The organism is Moraxella tetraodonis (assembly GCF_022359095.1).
GTDB lineage: Bacteria > Pseudomonadota > Gammaproteobacteria > Pseudomonadales > Moraxellaceae > Faucicola > Faucicola tetraodonis.
On record NZ_JACSYB010000004.1, the window covers coordinates 43,664 to 58,536 of the forward strand.

At 43.1% G+C, this 14,873-nt stretch carries 18 protein-coding genes and 2 pseudogenes; 11 read left to right on the forward strand and 9 right to left on the reverse strand.

Annotated elements, in window-relative coordinates; genetic code table 11:
• The first annotated feature begins 51 nt into the window (after positions 1–51).
• The 4 genes from H9W84_RS11595 (at position 52) to H9W84_RS11610 (ending at position 1,870) form a co-directional block, all read left to right on the forward strand.
• Positions 52–243: an AAA family ATPase gene (locus H9W84_RS11595; RefSeq protein ID WP_239743939.1), complete on the forward strand. Its 192-nt coding sequence runs from the start codon at positions 52–54 to the stop codon at positions 241–243.
• Between the two features lie 279 nt (positions 244–522).
• The gene (locus H9W84_RS11600) at positions 523–1,128 is read left to right on the forward strand and encodes a recombinase family protein (protein WP_239743810.1); all 606 of its coding nucleotides are present in this window, start codon (positions 523–525) and stop codon (positions 1,126–1,128) included.
• 104 nt (positions 1,129–1,232) lie between these two features.
• A complete protein-coding gene (locus H9W84_RS11605; RefSeq protein WP_239743807.1) occupies positions 1,233–1,550 on the forward strand; it encodes a type II toxin-antitoxin system RelE/ParE family toxin in 318 nt (105 codons plus the stop codon).
• Positions 1,541–1,870: a helix-turn-helix domain-containing protein gene (locus tag H9W84_RS11610; RefSeq protein ID WP_065263946.1), complete on the forward strand. Its 330-nt coding sequence runs from the start codon at positions 1,541–1,543 to the stop codon at positions 1,868–1,870. Before H9W84_RS11605 ends, H9W84_RS11610 begins: the two co-directional genes overlap by 10 nt.
• 24 nt (positions 1,871–1,894) lie before the next feature.
• Here H9W84_RS11610 and tnpC (H9W84_RS11615) read toward each other — a convergent pair whose 3' ends face one another.
• From tnpC (H9W84_RS11615) to H9W84_RS11630, 4 genes are all read right to left on the reverse strand, one after another.
• Positions 1,895–3,634: an IS66 family transposase gene (tnpC, locus tag H9W84_RS11615; RefSeq protein WP_050325882.1), complete on the reverse strand. Its 1,740-nt coding sequence runs from the start codon at positions 3,632–3,634 to the stop codon at positions 1,895–1,897.
• A 79-nt stretch (positions 3,635–3,713) separates the two neighbouring features.
• The gene (gene tnpB / locus H9W84_RS11620) at positions 3,714–4,085 is read right to left on the reverse strand and encodes an IS66 family insertion sequence element accessory protein TnpB (RefSeq protein ID WP_050325883.1); all 372 of its coding nucleotides are present in this window, start codon (positions 4,083–4,085) and stop codon (positions 3,714–3,716) included.
• Positions 4,086–4,126: 41 nt separating this feature from the next.
• Positions 4,127–4,504 (reverse strand): transposase, encoded by a 378-nt coding sequence (locus H9W84_RS11625; protein ID WP_239743825.1) that lies wholly within the window; start codon positions 4,502–4,504, stop codon positions 4,127–4,129.
• A 315-nt stretch (positions 4,505–4,819) separates the two neighbouring features.
• Positions 4,820–5,083, reverse strand: a complete 264-nt coding sequence (locus H9W84_RS11630) for a hypothetical protein (RefSeq protein ID WP_239743941.1) — start codon at positions 5,081–5,083, stop codon at positions 4,820–4,822.
• A 59-nt stretch (positions 5,084–5,142) separates the two neighbouring features.
• Here H9W84_RS11630 and H9W84_RS11635 point away from each other — a divergent pair, with 59 nt between their 5' ends.
• The 3 genes from H9W84_RS11635 (at position 5,143) to tnpC (H9W84_RS11645) (ending at position 7,752) form a co-directional block, all read left to right on the forward strand.
• Positions 5,143–5,520: a transposase gene (locus H9W84_RS11635; RefSeq protein ID WP_239743825.1), complete on the forward strand. Its 378-nt coding sequence runs from the start codon at positions 5,143–5,145 to the stop codon at positions 5,518–5,520.
• 41 nt (positions 5,521–5,561) lie between these two features.
• Positions 5,562–5,933 carry an IS66 family insertion sequence element accessory protein TnpB gene (gene tnpB, locus H9W84_RS11640; protein WP_050325883.1) on the forward strand — a complete coding sequence of 124 codons (372 nt, stop codon included), beginning with the start codon at positions 5,562–5,564 and terminating at the stop codon, positions 5,931–5,933.
• Positions 5,934–6,012: 79 nt separating this feature from the next.
• Positions 6,013–7,752: an IS66 family transposase gene (gene tnpC, locus H9W84_RS11645; RefSeq protein WP_050325882.1), complete on the forward strand. Its 1,740-nt coding sequence runs from the start codon at positions 6,013–6,015 to the stop codon at positions 7,750–7,752.
• Positions 7,753–7,778: 26 nt separating this feature from the next.
• On the opposite strand, the pseudogene H9W84_RS12240 reads toward tnpC (H9W84_RS11645), so the two are convergent.
• The 3 genes and pseudogenes from H9W84_RS12240 to H9W84_RS11655 all read right to left on the reverse strand — a co-directional run.
• A pseudogene (locus tag H9W84_RS12240) lies at positions 7,779–7,922 on the reverse strand (DDE-type integrase/transposase/recombinase); the annotation flags it as partial.
• 51 nt (positions 7,923–7,973) lie between these two features.
• A pseudogene (locus H9W84_RS12245) lies at positions 7,974–8,297 on the reverse strand (IS3 family transposase); the annotation flags it as partial.
• 45 nt (positions 8,298–8,342) lie between these two features.
• Positions 8,343–8,618, reverse strand: a complete 276-nt coding sequence (locus tag H9W84_RS11655) for a transposase (RefSeq protein ID WP_239743945.1) — start codon at positions 8,616–8,618, stop codon at positions 8,343–8,345.
• A gap of 108 nt (positions 8,619–8,726) precedes the next feature.
• On the opposite strand from H9W84_RS11655, the gene H9W84_RS11660 reads away from it, so the two are divergent.
• Positions 8,727–9,410: a DUF421 domain-containing protein gene (locus H9W84_RS11660; protein WP_060996395.1), complete on the forward strand. Its 684-nt coding sequence runs from the start codon at positions 8,727–8,729 to the stop codon at positions 9,408–9,410.
• Positions 9,411–9,531: 121 nt separating this feature from the next.
• Here H9W84_RS11660 and H9W84_RS11665 read toward each other — a convergent pair whose 3' ends face one another.
• Complete coding sequence (locus H9W84_RS11665; RefSeq protein ID WP_239743947.1) at positions 9,532–10,233, reverse strand: IS1 family transposase; 702 nt, start codon at positions 10,231–10,233, stop codon at positions 9,532–9,534.
• A 14-nt stretch (positions 10,234–10,247) separates the two neighbouring features.
• On the opposite strand from H9W84_RS11665, the gene H9W84_RS11670 reads away from it, so the two are divergent.
• The 3 genes from H9W84_RS11670 (at position 10,248) to H9W84_RS11680 (ending at position 14,093) form a co-directional block, all read left to right on the forward strand.
• Complete coding sequence (locus H9W84_RS11670; RefSeq protein ID WP_338106488.1) at positions 10,248–11,855, forward strand: cation:proton antiporter domain-containing protein; 1,608 nt, start codon at positions 10,248–10,250, stop codon at positions 11,853–11,855.
• 203 nt (positions 11,856–12,058) lie between these two features.
• Complete coding sequence (locus tag H9W84_RS11675; protein WP_239743948.1) at positions 12,059–13,054, forward strand: zinc-dependent alcohol dehydrogenase family protein; 996 nt, start codon at positions 12,059–12,061, stop codon at positions 13,052–13,054.
• Entirely contained in the window at positions 13,044–14,093 is a 1,050-nt protein-coding gene (locus H9W84_RS11680; RefSeq protein ID WP_239743950.1) for a zinc-dependent alcohol dehydrogenase family protein, read from the forward strand. The genes H9W84_RS11675 and H9W84_RS11680 overlap by 11 nt, the downstream gene beginning before the upstream one ends.
• 239 nt (positions 14,094–14,332) lie before the next feature.
• Here the strand turns inward: H9W84_RS11680 and H9W84_RS11685 are convergent.
• Positions 14,333–14,873: substrate binding domain-containing protein (locus tag H9W84_RS11685; protein WP_239743952.1), on the reverse strand; the 541-nt coding region annotated here is incomplete at its 5' end.

The following is a 14,873-nucleotide window of genomic DNA, read 5'->3' on the forward strand; positions in this document are numbered from 1 at the left end:
CATCTTCATTCAATCTTAGCCACACTTATCACTCAATTCCCTACCATTATAGTGACAGGTGCCAGACAATTCGGTAAATTAACCTTGCTCAAGCATATTGCACAGAGTCAAGGTAAATATTATCAATACATCAACTTTGACGACCCACTACAATTGGCACAAGCAAGTGCTGAGCCGATGTTATTCATGCTCAATCATACAGGCAAGACAGAGTTGCTTGCCTTGCCAATCAGCTATCTGTAACTTTTTGTCAAGGTAAACATTTGCGTAAATTTTGAGTTCTTTTCTGATATCGATAAATTATGAAAGTCAATTATTATGCGCAATTTTTATTTTCTAATATTTTGAATTATCATAACTTTAAGTTATGATAAATTTTATTCACGACAACCTATTGTTTTTCGTGATTTTGTAAATCAGCGCCAATTAGGCGCTTATTTATTGTGTTTATTTCACGATAAAGCCAAATAAATCTAGATATGATAAGATATACTAAATATTATTTATCGTGAGAAATTTACTATGAGTTTCATCGGTTATGCCCGAGTGTCAACTTCTGAAGGAAAACAATTGCTTGACCGTCAAGTTGATGCGTTAACAGAAATCGGCTGTGAACGAATTTTTGAAGACAAAGCATCGGGCAGTAATTCCCAACGTAAAGGATTGGATGATTGCCTGAATTATTTGAGAAAAGGTGATGTGCTAGTCGTTTTGGATTTGGATAGGTTAGGGCGGTTAGCCAGTGACTTGATAAAGTTGATTGATGAATTGGCTGAAAAAGACATTGGCTTTAAAGCGATTAATTCACCGATGGATACCACAACCCCTGCAGGTCGAGCCTTTTTGCAGATTCAAGCCGCTTTTGCTGAGATGGAGCGTAATATCATTCGGCAGCGAGTAAAAGAGGGGATTGCGGCTGCAAGGGCTCGTGGTCGAAAAGGTGGCAGGCCTAGAATCATGACCGCTGAGAAACTTCGCTATGCCCAACATCTCATGCAAGACCAAACCAAGAGTATCCCAGCGATTTGCAGGGAACTAGGCGATATTCCCAGTAGTACGCTATATCACTATGTGACGGCGAAAGGGGAGTTAAAAAAGGCAGGGGTAGATTTGCTAAATTCTGAATAACCTTCGTATTACCTGTTTTTTTAAGCCTATAGCATTTAAATTTTGAGGTTAATTTTAAATGCATAGTCTGTTATACTACTACAATGTAGTATGTGAGATTATTTATGTTTACCATTGTTGAAACGCCTTTGTATATAAGAATGGTTGATAGCCTATTAACCAAAGAAGAACAGGGCGAACTCCATACCATGATTAGCCAAAATCCTGATATTGGTGATGTCGTTCCAAAAAGTGGCGGTGTTCGTAAGGTGCGTTTTGCTAGGCAAGGTGGTGGTAAAAGCGGTGGTGTTAGAGTGATTTATTATAATCGCTTAGAAAACGGTAAAATATTTATGCTATTGGTTTATGCCAAGGCGAAAACCGAAAATATTCCTGCTCATATACTAAAAGACTTGGTAAAGGAGTTAAACACATGGCAATAAAAAGCATGAAAGACTTAGATACTATTAACTTGGCTAACCATGAATTTACCGGGGATGAGCTCGGGGCATTATTGCTTGAAAGTGTCCGACAAGCTAAAGCCGGGCAAGGTGTAGTACGTGAGCAACCTATTGTTAACGAAGCCATTGAAGCCAGACAGAATGTGGGACTATCACAACGAGAATTTGCTGAAATTCTAGGTGTGTCAGTCCGAACCTTACAAGCTTGGGAGCAAGGAAAACGCTATCCATCAAAAGCGGCTAGCGTTCTGCTGAAAATCGCAAAAGTTGAACCCCAAGTGCTACTGCGCGTTGCTCATTAAAAACGTAAGCCCCCGACCATACCCCTATTGAGGTGGTATCCAGACATGTGGTAGCAGCTCATCAATCTGGCTATCAGGATGCGTCGGCAGACGACTCAACACATCTGCCAAATACGCATACGGGTCAAGACCATTCAATCTAGCTGACTGGATAAGCGACATAATACTAGCCGCCCGCTGACCGCTCTCAAGCGACCCTGCGAACAACCAATTCTTACGCCCGAGAGCCCAAGGGCGCATCTGATTCTCTGCCCAATTATTATCAATCGGCAAATTGCCATCATCCAAATAGTGAGTTAACGCCGTCCAGCGTTTCAAACAATACTCAATTGCCTTAGTAATACTGGCATTCTTAGTCGTGCCTAAGCGTTTCTGTTGTAACCACGCATAAAGTTTATCCGCAACTGGTTTTGCCTTCTCTTGCCTGACTTGCCTAACTATTTGAGCATCTCTGGGCAGTGGGGTTTGGTTTTTCTCAAACCGCTCATCAATCTCCCGTTCAACGGCATACAGGGTTTGAAACAGTTCTAATGCCTCAATGCTAATAAGACTCTGCCCTGTCACATGAAGCTCATGAAACTTACGCCTAGCATGGGCCATACAACCCACTTCAATCACCCCTCGCCCAAATAATGGCTTATAGCCGTTATAGCCGTCGCAAACAAGCTTGCCCTTAAAGCCCTGCAGAAAAGCATTGGGATACTCACTACCCCGACCTTGGGCAAAATCATACACCACCGCTTTGATTGGGCTGTGCTTTGGGGTCACATACGCCCACACATAGCCTTGCTTTAGTTTGCCTTTCACGTCTTTTACCCCATAGCCATTTAACACCTTTATTGGGGTTTCATCGGCATGCAGAATCGGTTGGGTAAGTATCATCTGGCGTAAGCGATTAACTAAAAACCCAAGCTGTACCCCACAACGTCCCACCCAATCTGCCAAGGTTGAATCAGATAAATACACCCCGCTACGGTGATAAATCAGGCTTTGGCGATACAGGGGTAAATGGTCAGCGTATTTACTGATAAGCACATGAGCCAGTAGCGCAGGCGTGGCAATGCTTTTATCGATGATTTGGGCGTCGGTTTTGGCTTGAACCAGCTTTTCACGGTTACACTCAGCGTTACGGCAAATGTATTTAGGATAAACATGACGCTCTCGGTAAAACTGCTTTGGCTTAAAGCCGAGTTTGTCTTGAACATCTTGACCAATTTGCGTCATTTGACAGCCACATTCACAGGTGGTTGACGGTGGTTCGTGGATGATGGTGTGAATGTCGAGGTTGTCAGGGATAACGAGGCGTTTTTGTCGTTTGGGTTTGGTTGGTGTTTCTGATTGTGTGCCTTTTTCTTGCGTATCAATCGGCTTGCTAGCAACCAGTTTGGCTCGCTCGTCATCGCTAAGATTGGCTAAGAAGTTGTCATGGGCTTGTTCAAGCAAGGCTAGGTCTTCTAGGGCGGTTTCTTTGTTTAGGTGGTCTTGTTTGGGGGTTAAGCCTTCGCTTTTTTGCCCAAACAGCCGATGGATAAGACGTTGCTGTTTGGTGATGGCGTCAGTGAGCTCTTGGTTAATGCGAGCAAGCTTAGCTTCGTATTGCTGCCTTTGAGCGTCCATTTGTTGTTGGTATTGCTGTTTGAGTTGCGCTGCTTGCTGTTGGTAATGTTGTTTTTGTGCGTCAAGCTGCTGTTGAAGCCGAGCGTTTTGGGCTAATAAATCAGCATAGCTTGGCGCAGTTGGGTCGGATGGGTGGGCGGTGGTCATGGTATGAGTTTGCCATAACCGCTCTGCATTGTCAGTAAATAGGCGGTGATAGTTGAGATTTAGCGGCTTTATGCTAAAGTCAGGTAAGCGGGGTGAGTATATCTTTGCCTAGGTTATGCCAAGACAGTCCACTAACCAAGGCGTTAAATTGCTCATGACTAATGGTAAGTCCTGTGGTTGGGTTGGTTAGGCTGTGATGTCGCATGAGACGTTCGCCAAGTCCGTGAAATTTGCCATCATCCAGTGCTCGGGTGCATAGCCATATGCCCAGGCCGTCATGGATGAGTATTTTTAGCCGGGTGCCTGCTTTGTTGTAAAATAGGTAGGCACAGTTTGGGCGGATGCCTGGGTGGTGCTGTAGGATGAAGGCGAGTAGTTTATTACTGCCACTTCGCATGTCCATGGGAGTGGTGGATAGCCAAATTTGTTGGGGGTTGATAAGGGGGTTCATTGTAGCCCCCGCAGTAATTCAATAAGGCTGTAATTGTCAATTTAGTCGATGGTGAGTTTTATGGGCGTCCCGTTATGGCTGGGAATTTGTAGTTCTACGCCTGTGATGGTTTGAGCTAAGGCAGTTGCTTGTGGTGTTTGTTCGTGATGGCTTCTAGATTGCAGGGTGATAGGCAGAAAGACAGGCTCATGTTCAATGAGGTTAATATCGAAGTTTGGGTTGGCTAATGGTTGAGTTGCTGCGATTTTCTCGTCTCTGGCAGCTTTTATCCATTTCTGCAATAAGTTTGGGTTAATGCCATGACCTTGAGCTAGCCTCGCTATCGAGCGTTCGCCTGTTAAGGCTTGTTCTACGAGATAGGCTTTGAGCTCTTTGCTGTACGTTCGTCGCTTCGGTTTGGTTATGTCTATTTGTGCCATTCTAGTGCCCACTTCATTTTTTAGTGGGCACTATCTCGTATTTTTTAGAATGGTGGTAGATGGGATGGTCGGATGCTTACTTAAAAACTTTTGCTGTTAAGAATAGTTAGCATTTGTTTGATTGACAACTTGCTATACAAGAATGGGGGCTAAAAGCTCTTATTTTTTGCCCAGAATGAGATATCTAAAAAACGACCGTTTTTTGGACTATCTAACTCTTATCATTTAAAAAGACTCTCGAAAAATTTTTTAAAATATTACTCCCTGCGAATTCTGGGGTAAATGCTTTATAGTCCAAATTTTGTACTGAACAGTTTATTTAAAGCCATCAGGTAAAATATTGTCCTTATAATATTCACTTGCATAAAATGAATCAGGGTCAAGTCCACCCATTAGAAGTTCAGCTAATCTTAAATATGGCAGTCTAATTTCATTATCTGATAGCTCATCTCCTAGCACTCTACCTGTTTTGCTCATCATATAGCTTATAAAGGAAAAAGGCTGATTAATTTTTCCATTGATTGCTAATAAATAAATTGGTTGAAAAGCGTTTATAACGTAAGCATCCGACCATCCCATCTACCACCATTCTAAAAAATACGAGATAGTGCCCACTAAAAAATGAAGTGGGCACTAGAATGGCACAAATAGACATAACCAAACCGAAGCGACGAACGTACAGCAAAGAGCTCAAAGCCTATCTCGTAGAACAAGCCTTAACAGGCGAACGCTCGATAGCGAGGCTAGCTCAAGGTCATGGCATTAACCCAAACTTATTGCAGAAATGGATAAAAGCTGCCAGAGACGAGAAAATCGCAGCAACTCAACCATTAGCCAACCCAAACTTCGATATTAACCTCATTGAACATGAGCCTGTCTTTCTGCCTATCACCCTGCAATCTAGAAGCCATCACGAACAAACACCACAAGCAACTGCCTTAGCTCAAACCATCACAGGCGTAGAACTACAAATTCCCAGCCATAACGGGACGCCCATAAAACTCACCATCGACTAAATTGACAATTACAGCCTTATTGAATTACTGCGGGGGCTACAATGAACCCCCTTATCAACCCCCAACAAATTTGGCTATCCACCACTCCCATGGACATGCGAAGTGGCAGTAATAAACTACTCGCCTTCATCCTACAGCACCACCCAGGCATCCGCCCAAACTGTGCCTACCTATTTTACAACAAAGCAGGCACCCGGCTAAAAATACTCATCCATGACGGCCTGGGCATATGGCTATGCACCCGAGCACTGGATGATGGCAAATTTCACGGACTTGGCGAACGTCTCATGCGACATCACAGCCTAACCAACCCAACCACAGGACTTACCATTAGTCATGAGCAATTTAACGCCTTGGTTAGTGGACTGTCTTGGCATAACCTAGGCAAAGATATACTCACCCCGCTTACCTGACTTTAGCATAAAGCCGCTAAATCTCAACTATCACCGCCTATTTACTGACAATGCAGAGCGGTTATGGCAAACTCATACCATGACCACCGCCCACCCATCCGACCCAACTGCGCCAAGCTATGCTGATTTATTAGCCCAAAACGCTCGGCTTCAACAGCAGCTTGACGCACAAAAACAACATTACCAACAGCAAGCAGCGCAACTCAAACAGCAATACCAACAACAAATGGACGCTCAAAGGCAGCAATACGAAGCTAAGCTTGCTCGCATTAACCAAGAGCTCACTGACGCCATCACCAAACAGCAACGTCTTATCCATCGGCTGTTTGGGCAAAAAAGCGAAGGCTTAACCCCCAAACAAGACCACCTAAACAAAGAAACCGCCCTAGAAGACCTAGCCTTGCTTGAACAAGCCCATGACAACTTCTTAGCCAATCTTAGCGATGACGAGCGAGCCAAACTGGTTGCTAGCAAGCCGATTGATACGCAAGAAAAAGGCACACAATCAGAAACACCAACCAAACCCAAACGACAAAAACGCCTCGTTATCCCTGACAACCTCGACATTCACACCATCATCCACGAACCACCGTCAACCACCTGTGAATGTGGCTGTCAAATGACGCAAATTGGTCAAGATGTTCAAGACAAACTCGGCTTTAAGCCAAAGCAGTTTTACCGAGAGCGTCATGTTTATCCTAAATACATTTGCCGTAACGCTGAGTGTAACCGTGAAAAGCTGGTTCAAGCCAAAACCGACGCCCAAATCATCGATAAAAGCATTGCCACGCCTGCGCTACTGGCTCATGTGCTTATCAGTAAATACGCTGACCATTTACCCCTGTATCGCCAAAGCCTGATTTATCACCGTAGCGGGGTGTATTTATCTGATTCAACCTTGGCAGATTGGGTGGGACGTTGTGGGGTACAGCTTGGGTTTTTAGTTAATCGCTTACGCCAGATGATACTTACCCAACCGATTCTGCATGCCGATGAAACCCCAATAAAGGTGTTAAATGGCTATGGGGTAAAAGACGTGAAAGGCAAACTAAAGCAAGGCTATGTGTGGGCGTATGTGACCCCAAAGCACAGCCCAATCAAAGCGGTGGTGTATGATTTTGCCCAAGGTCGGGGTAGTGAGTATCCCAATGCTTTTCTGCAGGGCTTTAAGGGCAAGCTTGTTTGCGACGGCTATAACGGCTATAAGCCATTATTTGGGCGAGGGGTGATTGAAGTGGGTTGTATGGCCCATGCTAGGCGTAAGTTTCATGAGCTTCATGTGACAGGGCAGAGTCTTATTAGCATTGAGGCATTAGAACTGTTTCAAACCCTGTATGCCGTTGAACGGGAGATTGATGAGCGGTTTGAGAAAAACCAAACCCCACTGCCCAGAGATGCTCAAATAGTTAGGCAAGTCAGGCAAGAGAAGGCAAAACCAGTTGCGGATAAACTTTATGCGTGGTTACAACAGAAACGCTTAGGCACGACTAAGAATGCCAGTATTACTAAGGCAATTGAGTATTGTTTGAAACGCTGGACGGCGTTAACTCACTATTTGGATGATGGCAATTTGCCGATTGATAATAATTGGGCAGAGAATCAGATGCGCCCTTGGGCTCTCGGGCGTAAGAATTGGTTGTTCGCAGGGTCGCTTGAGAGCGGTCAGCGGGCGGCTAGTATTATGTCGCTTATCCAGTCAGCTAGATTGAATGGTCTTGACCCGTATGCGTATTTGGCAGATGTGTTGAGTCGTCTGCCGACGCATCCTGATAGCCAGATTGATGAGCTGCTACCACATGTCTGGATACCACCTCAATAGGGGTATGGTCGGGGGCTTACATCACTCATGGCAAATCCCACAATATTGCGAAAGAATAGGTCAATCACTACCGCTAGATAACAAAATCCTGCTTGGGTACGGATGTAAGTCACATCGCCTGTCCATACTTGGTTTGACGCAGTTGGGGCAAAGTTACGATTCAGTACATTGTCATAAAGACGATGTGGTTTGTCAGCTTGTTTATAACGATGCTTAGTTCTTTGACGACTGACTAGTCCTTGTTCCTGCATGATTTTCCGAGCTTTGTAGCGACTTAGTTTAATCTGATATTTGCTACTAATAATTTGGGCTATATTTCTAGCACCTGCTGAGCCTTTGGATGCTTCAAAGGCTTGTTTTACCCAGACTCTTAGATTCAGTTGCTCCAAGCTGGGAAGTTTAGGCTTTTTTAGAGCGTAATGGGTGCTCCTTGGGATGTCAAATAACTGACACAGTCTAACTTTACTAATTTTGGGTTCAGATTTGGCGGTTTGCTCTATTAACGAAATCCGAGACTGTCTTGTGCCAATAGAGCGGATGCCCACTCGAGTATAACTCTCGCCTTGCGTCGGGGCGAAGCAGTGCTTCGCTTATCCCTCCTCATTTAAAATATCTCGTTCTAGTTTGAGTTGAGCTACTTCTTTTTTTAGTCGCTGGATTTCTTGTTGTTCGGGTGTGATAGCTCTACCTGTGATGAGTGGTTTGCCTGATTGTTCTGCAAGGTATCGTTGTAGCCATTTTTCTAAGGTTGATTTGCCAACATTGTATTGTCCTGCAACATCGGGCACTTTTTGCCCTTGTTCTTCAATTAATTTAATGAGTTCAAGTTTAGATTCTGCTGAGTATTGATTTCTAACTTTTGTCATGAGATTATTCCTCTACTGAAGGTATTATAATCTCTTATTAGCTGTCTTGGTTTATTATGCCACTACAGGACAACTTTTTTAAGCATTTACTTTGTAGGAAAAGAACCTATGGATTGGGCCAATATATTTATTCTCGATACGACGTGGGCATTTGCTGCTGAAATTGCTGTGCGTGTCACTGTTATGTTTATCATGATCATTTTATTTCTACGGTTCACTGGGAAGCGTGGTGTTAGGCAGCTCTCTATATTCGAGTTAACTATCATTCTATCATTAGGATCCATCGCAGGGGACCCTATGTTTACTAAGGATTTACCACTAATTCAGGCATTGCTTATTATGAGCATTGTAGTATGTCTCTATCGATTATGTACTTGGCTTATGATGAAATACCAACCATTTGAAGACCTTTTAGAAGGTACTTCGCTTTATATCGTAGAAGATGGTCTATTGGTCCTTGAGAAAATTGAAGGAGGTGAGATGTCACATGATGAATTTTTTTCTGAAATGCGTATGCAAGGTGTTGAACATTTAGGTCAAGTTCGAGTTGGTTTGTTAGAGACCACTGGAGATTTTAGCCTATTATTATACCCTCACGACCAGGTACGTTATGGTTTACCACTTTTTCCTAAACAATATAAATTAGTCGATCAGATAAATGCAAATGAGTATTATGCTTGTATGTATTGCGGCTATGTTGATAAGCCTTTGAAGGTAGATCAACCTTGTGGGCGATGTCAAAATAAGTGCATAGGATGGGCTAAAGCCATTAATAACAAGATTGTAAGGTAACCAAGTTTTAAAAAACCATACTTCGTTGTAGCTAGAAGGGGCAGGCACCTCCAATCTGTAGTGGCATAATAAGTTAAGACAGGTAATAAGAGATTAGGCTGTGGTATAAAAAGAATGCTCACTATACCCAGCCATAATTGACATAGTGGAACAATAAATCAAACGCTTTAAAATGATTTGCTAGCTTTTTCGAAAAACAACACGTCTTTCGAAATACCCACCTAAGCCTTTGCCTAAAGCGATTGTTGTTCCCTTCAATATCAACTGTATGGCGTTTACCCACCTTTTTAAGGTCGAAGTCAAAGGCAGTTAAAAAGCTATCCCAGTTATCACAGCAGACATAGCCAAAATCAACACCTAATGCATCAAGCTTGGCTCTTAGCTCTCTAGCCGTCTTTAGATTACGTTTACCCCATACGAAGGCAACAATCTCACTGGTATCTGAGTCGTATGCATACACTAGCCATACCTTGTTCTTCTTATGCCCTACATACGTCCAAAACTCATCCACTTGCAGTTTTCGATAATAGCGTCGTTTAGGTCTTATCTCGTAATTGGAATTAACCAAAACGCTTAATACCTTGCATTTGCTAACTTTCTCAATGACTACAATATCAGCAATGCTACAGCCTCGAACTAGCATTAAACGTATCTTGTCATCAATATCGCTTTTACAGCCTTGGTAACTTAGCTCCGTTTCATGAATGAATTGTCGATGACAGTCTTTGCATTGATAGTTATGCTTGCCATAGATTTTCCAGCCGTTTTTCTTTATACTTAAGCCCAGACAGCTTGGGCATCTGATTGTAATTTGTGTCTTCATAACCTCAAATTAGCATCTTTTTCTCAAGCTGTCTTTTTTATTTCTACTTCAGCATACTTTTCAAACCACTACCAGAAATTTTTGGATTAGGCACATTACAGATTAGTGCCTGTTCATTGGGGTTAATGCCGGTAGGCTTGGTCTATGGCTATTCTTGGCAAGTGAGTTTTGTGTGTGCTGCAGGCTTTGTACTCACCTCGACTGCAATTGTTATGCAACTTTTGGGAGATCGTGGAGACATTGCTCAACCACGAGGACAAAAAATTGTCTCGATCCTGCTTTTTGAAGATTTATTGATTGTCCCTTTATTGGCAATTGTCGCTTTTATCGCACCGAATCATGTTGTTGAAAGTACTTCTACGCGTTTGCAGAGCATCGGAATTGGTTTAATTTCAATTGCAGGTTTAATCGCTGCAGGCTATTGGTTGCTTAATCCTTTATTTCGCTTATTAGCTGCAGCCAAAGCCCGTGAAGTCATGACTGCAGCAGCACTCTTGGTGGTGCTCGGCGCAGCATTACTGATGCAAGTCACTGGCTTATCGATGGCAATGGGGGCATTCCTTGCAGGGGTATTACTCTCTGAATCCACTTTTCGCCATCAGATTGAAGCAGATATTGAACCGTTTCGTGGCATATTGCTCGGATTATTTTTTCTAGGTGTAGGCATGTCACTAGACCTTAACGTCGTAAAAAATAACTGGGTGTTAATCTTAAGTGCTGTACTTCTGCTGATGTTTGTCAAAGCATCCATGATTTACCTAATTGCACGCATGACCAAAAGTTCACACTCCGAAGCACTCGATCGCGCATTACTGATGGCTCAAGGAGGTGAGTTTGCTTTTGTACTCTTTACTGCCGCCATGAGTGCTCAAGTCATTAGTGCTGTTGAACGCTCAAACCTGACTGCGATTGTAGTCTTGTCGATGATTTTGACCCCGATTATTGGCTTTTTATTTAAACGTTTTACCCAAACTACAGAACAAATTTCTTTAGAAAATATCCGTATTGCCGAAGGACTTTCTGGAAAAGTATTGATGATTGGTTTCGGTCGTTTTGGACAAGTCTCCAGTCAATTACTGCTTGCTCGAGGGATTGATGTGACCATCATTGATAATGATATCGACATGATTCAAAATGCTGAAAGATTTGGATTTAAAATTTACTATGGCGATGGTTCTCGTTTAGATATTTTACATGCCTCGGGAGCAGATACGGCTGAAGCAATTGTTGTTTGCGTAGACCACAAAGAAACGACGAATAAGATTGTAGAGTTGGTGCAACATGAATTTCCTTTAACCAAGTTACTGGTTCGCTCTTATGACCGTGAGCATGCGCTGCATTTAGCAAAACAAAATGTGGATTATATGATTCGAGAAACCTTCGAGTCGGCAATGCTATTTGGCGGTGCGATTTTAGAAGAATTGGGTGTTGACCAGAGGAATATTGAAGAAATTAGCCAAGAAATCCGAGCACTAGACAAAGAACGTTTTGGAACTGAAATTGCAGCAGATGATGTCTATGCTGGTATCGGCTTGCAATATATAGGACCGCGTCCGACTGCACCTTTAATTAAACCAAAGCACACAGGGCAAATTCTGAATGAAGATGGCACTCAGCAATAATTTCACGTATTAAACCCAAATAAAAAAGAGGTCTGTGTAGATCTCTTTTTTGGTAAGCATCTGCTGAACCCCACTTCTTTAGTGAGCAGATGATATTTATTATTCATTATTTAGGAATTATTAAATCCTATAAATATCATTTATTGGATTAATCTACTTTGGTACTATGCATATCATCCCCCAGTTAAGAATAAGGAACAACTATGAATAAGATGATGAATGCTCTTATCCTAGAAAATTTTGGTGATCATGAATTTAAACGTGTAGAACTGCCTATACCTCAACCAGAGGCTGGGCAAGTTCTAGTACGTATTCATGCTAGTGGTGTAAACCCTATTGATTATAAAATTCGTCTTGGTGAAGCACCATATGCTATGCCAGAGCTTCCTGCCGTGTTGGGAACAGATATGGCTGGGGTTGTAACTGCTATTGGTGAAGGTGTCACTCACTTCAACGTCGGAGATGAAGTTTACGGTCTGATTGGTGGCGTTCGTAATCTTCAAGGATCTTTAGCAGAATATGTTGTAGCAGATGCTGATCTGATCGCATTAAAGCCACGGAATATCTCTATGCGCGAGGCAGCAGTACTACCATTGACGTTCCTCACCGCTTGGGAAGGTTTAGTGGATAATGCGAAGGTCCAACCAGGGCAAACTGTACTGGTTCAAGGTGGTGCTGGTGGCGTTGGTTATATGGTGGTTCAGCTTGCAAAAGCACTTGATGCAAATGTTTGGGCGACTGGTCGTACAGCTGATCAATCACTGATTTCAGAACTCGGTGCAACACCTCTCGATTACACAACAGCATCTTCCGATGACATTATTGCTGCAAGCCCTGAGGGTCAAGGTTTTAACATTGTTTACGACACTGTGGGTGGTCCAGTACTCGAAGCTTCACTTTCCATGACAACTCACTATGGCCACATTACCAGCTGTGCTGCATTTGGTAATCATAATTTAGCGAGTTCATCTCTACGGTGTGCCACAGTGTCTGGCGTATTCGTCCTAATGCCGATGTTAACAGGCAATCGCCGCGCTCATCATGGTGATATCCTTAAGATCGCGACTCGTCTCGTTGAGGAAGGTAAACTGCGTCCTATTGTTGATCCTCGTCATTTTACTCTAGACCAAGCGATTGAGGCTCATGATGCTGTTCAAGATCGCTCTGCCAATATTAAGGTAGTGATTGATGTCATTTAACGCACTTCAGGCCAAGACTTGGCGCTTCAATAGTATTGGAGATACAGATGTTCTGACATTAGAAACACTTCCTGTTGCTTTACCAGCAGCAGGAGAAGTTCTAATCCAGATGAAAACGATCGGACTCAACCGGGCTGATGTAATGTTTCGGCGTGGTACTTATATTCAAAAGGCAGTATTCCCTTCTCGTCTGGGATATGAGGGAGCAGGCATAGTTCTTGCGATAGGTGAAGATGTACGCCAATTTTCTCCAGGAGATGCAGTATCGATTCTTCCGACTGACAATCTAGCCAAATATGGGACATATACGGACAAGCTTCTGATTCCAGAAACTTTTTTAGTTCACAAACCTGATAGTTTAAGCTGGGAAGAAGCTTCTTCAATCTGGATGCAGTATTTGACGGCTTGGGGTGGTGTAATCCATGCTGGTGGAGTTTCGAAAGGAAAAACGATCTTGATCACAGCAGCTTCAAGTAGTGTAGGACTAGCTGCGATACAGATCGCTGAAGCAGCGGGTGCTAAGGTCATTGCAAGTACACAAACGATAGAGAAAAAGCAACGTTTACTGGATCTCGGTGTTAAAAATGTTATAGCCAGTGAAGATGAACCCGATTTGTATGAGGCGCTTGTTTCACGTTTGGGTGGAGAATATCTTGATGTCGCCTTTGATGCTGTAGGAGGGCCACATATTGAACAGATTGCAAAAGCGATGTCTGTGGGAGGAACTATGGTTATGCATGGTGCACTTAGCCCTGAGATCACACCATTTCCCCTTAAAGTTGCATTACGCAAGAGCTTAACCATGCGAGGTTTTTTGTTCCTTGAGGTTCTGCATGACCCTGTTCTAAGGGAGCAAGCCAGACGATTTATTCTTAGCAGTATAGGTGCTGGATATCTTCGTCCAGTGATCGACCGTTGCTTTAACTTTGAGGACATGCATGACGCTCAGCGCTATCTTGAATCAAATCAGCAAATAGGAAAAATTGTAGTTACTTTAGGGCGTGTTGAACATTCGCAAATAGGCACTGCTGATTGCTAAAATTGTTCCAGACAAGGCACAAAGCGACGATAATGCAGATGCCTTAGCGAGATTTGTAACGCAGTATGGGGCAATTTTAGCATCAGCCCGCAGGGACAGGACTCTTTTTTGCCGCTTCATCGTTAAAAATAAGCGTTTAGAATGACTAAACTTATTATTTTTAACATCGAATCGCCTAAAAAATAGTCGCTGTCAGTGCCATGGTCGAATGTTCAACACGCCCTAGATACATGATGGTCTTATCTGATTCTGGTTTCTATATGGCCCAGCACTTCCGCTAAGTAATCAAACAATGCTCGGATTCGCAAAGGTGTCGGGCCGCGCTGTGGACGATATAAATACAGGCGCCAAACAGGAGAGGTTTCCTCATGAAGTATCTGAATGAGCTTACCACTCCTAAGCCACGGCAAAACTAGAAATCCAGGCATGTGTCCGAATCCAACGCCAGCGAGAATAGCTTGAAATTCAGCTTCAAGATCATCTGTAATAAAACGGGGCTTTGATGGCGTAAAGCTTCGACTTTCGGTGAATGTCCATGGCCAGTAACGCCCTGTTTTATGATCGACTAGTGCTGTTAGAGGGTATTTATCAAGGTCAACAATTTTTTTGGGCATTCCAACCTTATCAATTAACTCTGGCGTACCCACAGAATAAAAGTTCACTTTAGCCAATTCCCTTGCCACATATCGATTGTCCGGCAAAAATCCAAATCTGATCCCGATATCTATCCGCTCATCGATCACATCCGAGTGTGAATCTGTTAGCACACAATCCACGACA

Bases quoted from the DNA above. Each gene is read 5' to 3' on its own strand.
- H9W84_RS11600 (WP_239743810.1), top strand. From the start codon at position 523: ATGAGTTTCATCGGTTATGCCCGAGTGTCAACTTCTGAAGGAAAACAA.
- H9W84_RS11605 (WP_239743807.1), top strand. From the start codon at position 1,233: ATGTTTACCATTGTTGAAACGCCTTTGTATATAAGAATGGTTGATAGC.
- H9W84_RS11610 (WP_065263946.1), top strand. From the start codon at position 1,541: ATGGCAATAAAAAGCATGAAAGACTTAGATACTATTAACTTGGCTAAC.
- tnpC (WP_050325882.1), bottom strand. From the start codon at position 3,634: ATGACCACCGCCCACCCATCCGACCCAACTGCGCCAAGCTATGCTGAT.
- tnpB (WP_050325883.1), bottom strand. From the start codon at position 4,085: ATGAACCCCCTTATCAACCCCCAACAAATTTGGCTATCCACCACTCCC.
- H9W84_RS11625 (WP_239743825.1), bottom strand. From the start codon at position 4,504: ATGGCACAAATAGACATAACCAAACCGAAGCGACGAACGTACAGCAAA.
- H9W84_RS11630 (WP_239743941.1), bottom strand. From the start codon at position 5,083: ATGGGATGGTCGGATGCTTACGTTATAAACGCTTTTCAACCAATTTAT.
- H9W84_RS11635 (WP_239743825.1), top strand. From the start codon at position 5,143: ATGGCACAAATAGACATAACCAAACCGAAGCGACGAACGTACAGCAAA.
- tnpB (WP_050325883.1), top strand. From the start codon at position 5,562: ATGAACCCCCTTATCAACCCCCAACAAATTTGGCTATCCACCACTCCC.
- tnpC (WP_050325882.1), top strand. From the start codon at position 6,013: ATGACCACCGCCCACCCATCCGACCCAACTGCGCCAAGCTATGCTGAT.
- H9W84_RS11655 (WP_239743945.1), bottom strand. From the start codon at position 8,618: ATGACAAAAGTTAGAAATCAATACTCAGCAGAATCTAAACTTGAACTC.
- H9W84_RS11660 (WP_060996395.1), top strand. From the start codon at position 8,727: ATGGATTGGGCCAATATATTTATTCTCGATACGACGTGGGCATTTGCT.
- H9W84_RS11665 (WP_239743947.1), bottom strand. From the start codon at position 10,233: ATGAAGACACAAATTACAATCAGATGCCCAAGCTGTCTGGGCTTAAGT.
- H9W84_RS11675 (WP_239743948.1), top strand. From the start codon at position 12,059: ATGAATAAGATGATGAATGCTCTTATCCTAGAAAATTTTGGTGATCAT.
- H9W84_RS11680 (WP_239743950.1), top strand. From the start codon at position 13,044: ATGTCATTTAACGCACTTCAGGCCAAGACTTGGCGCTTCAATAGTATT.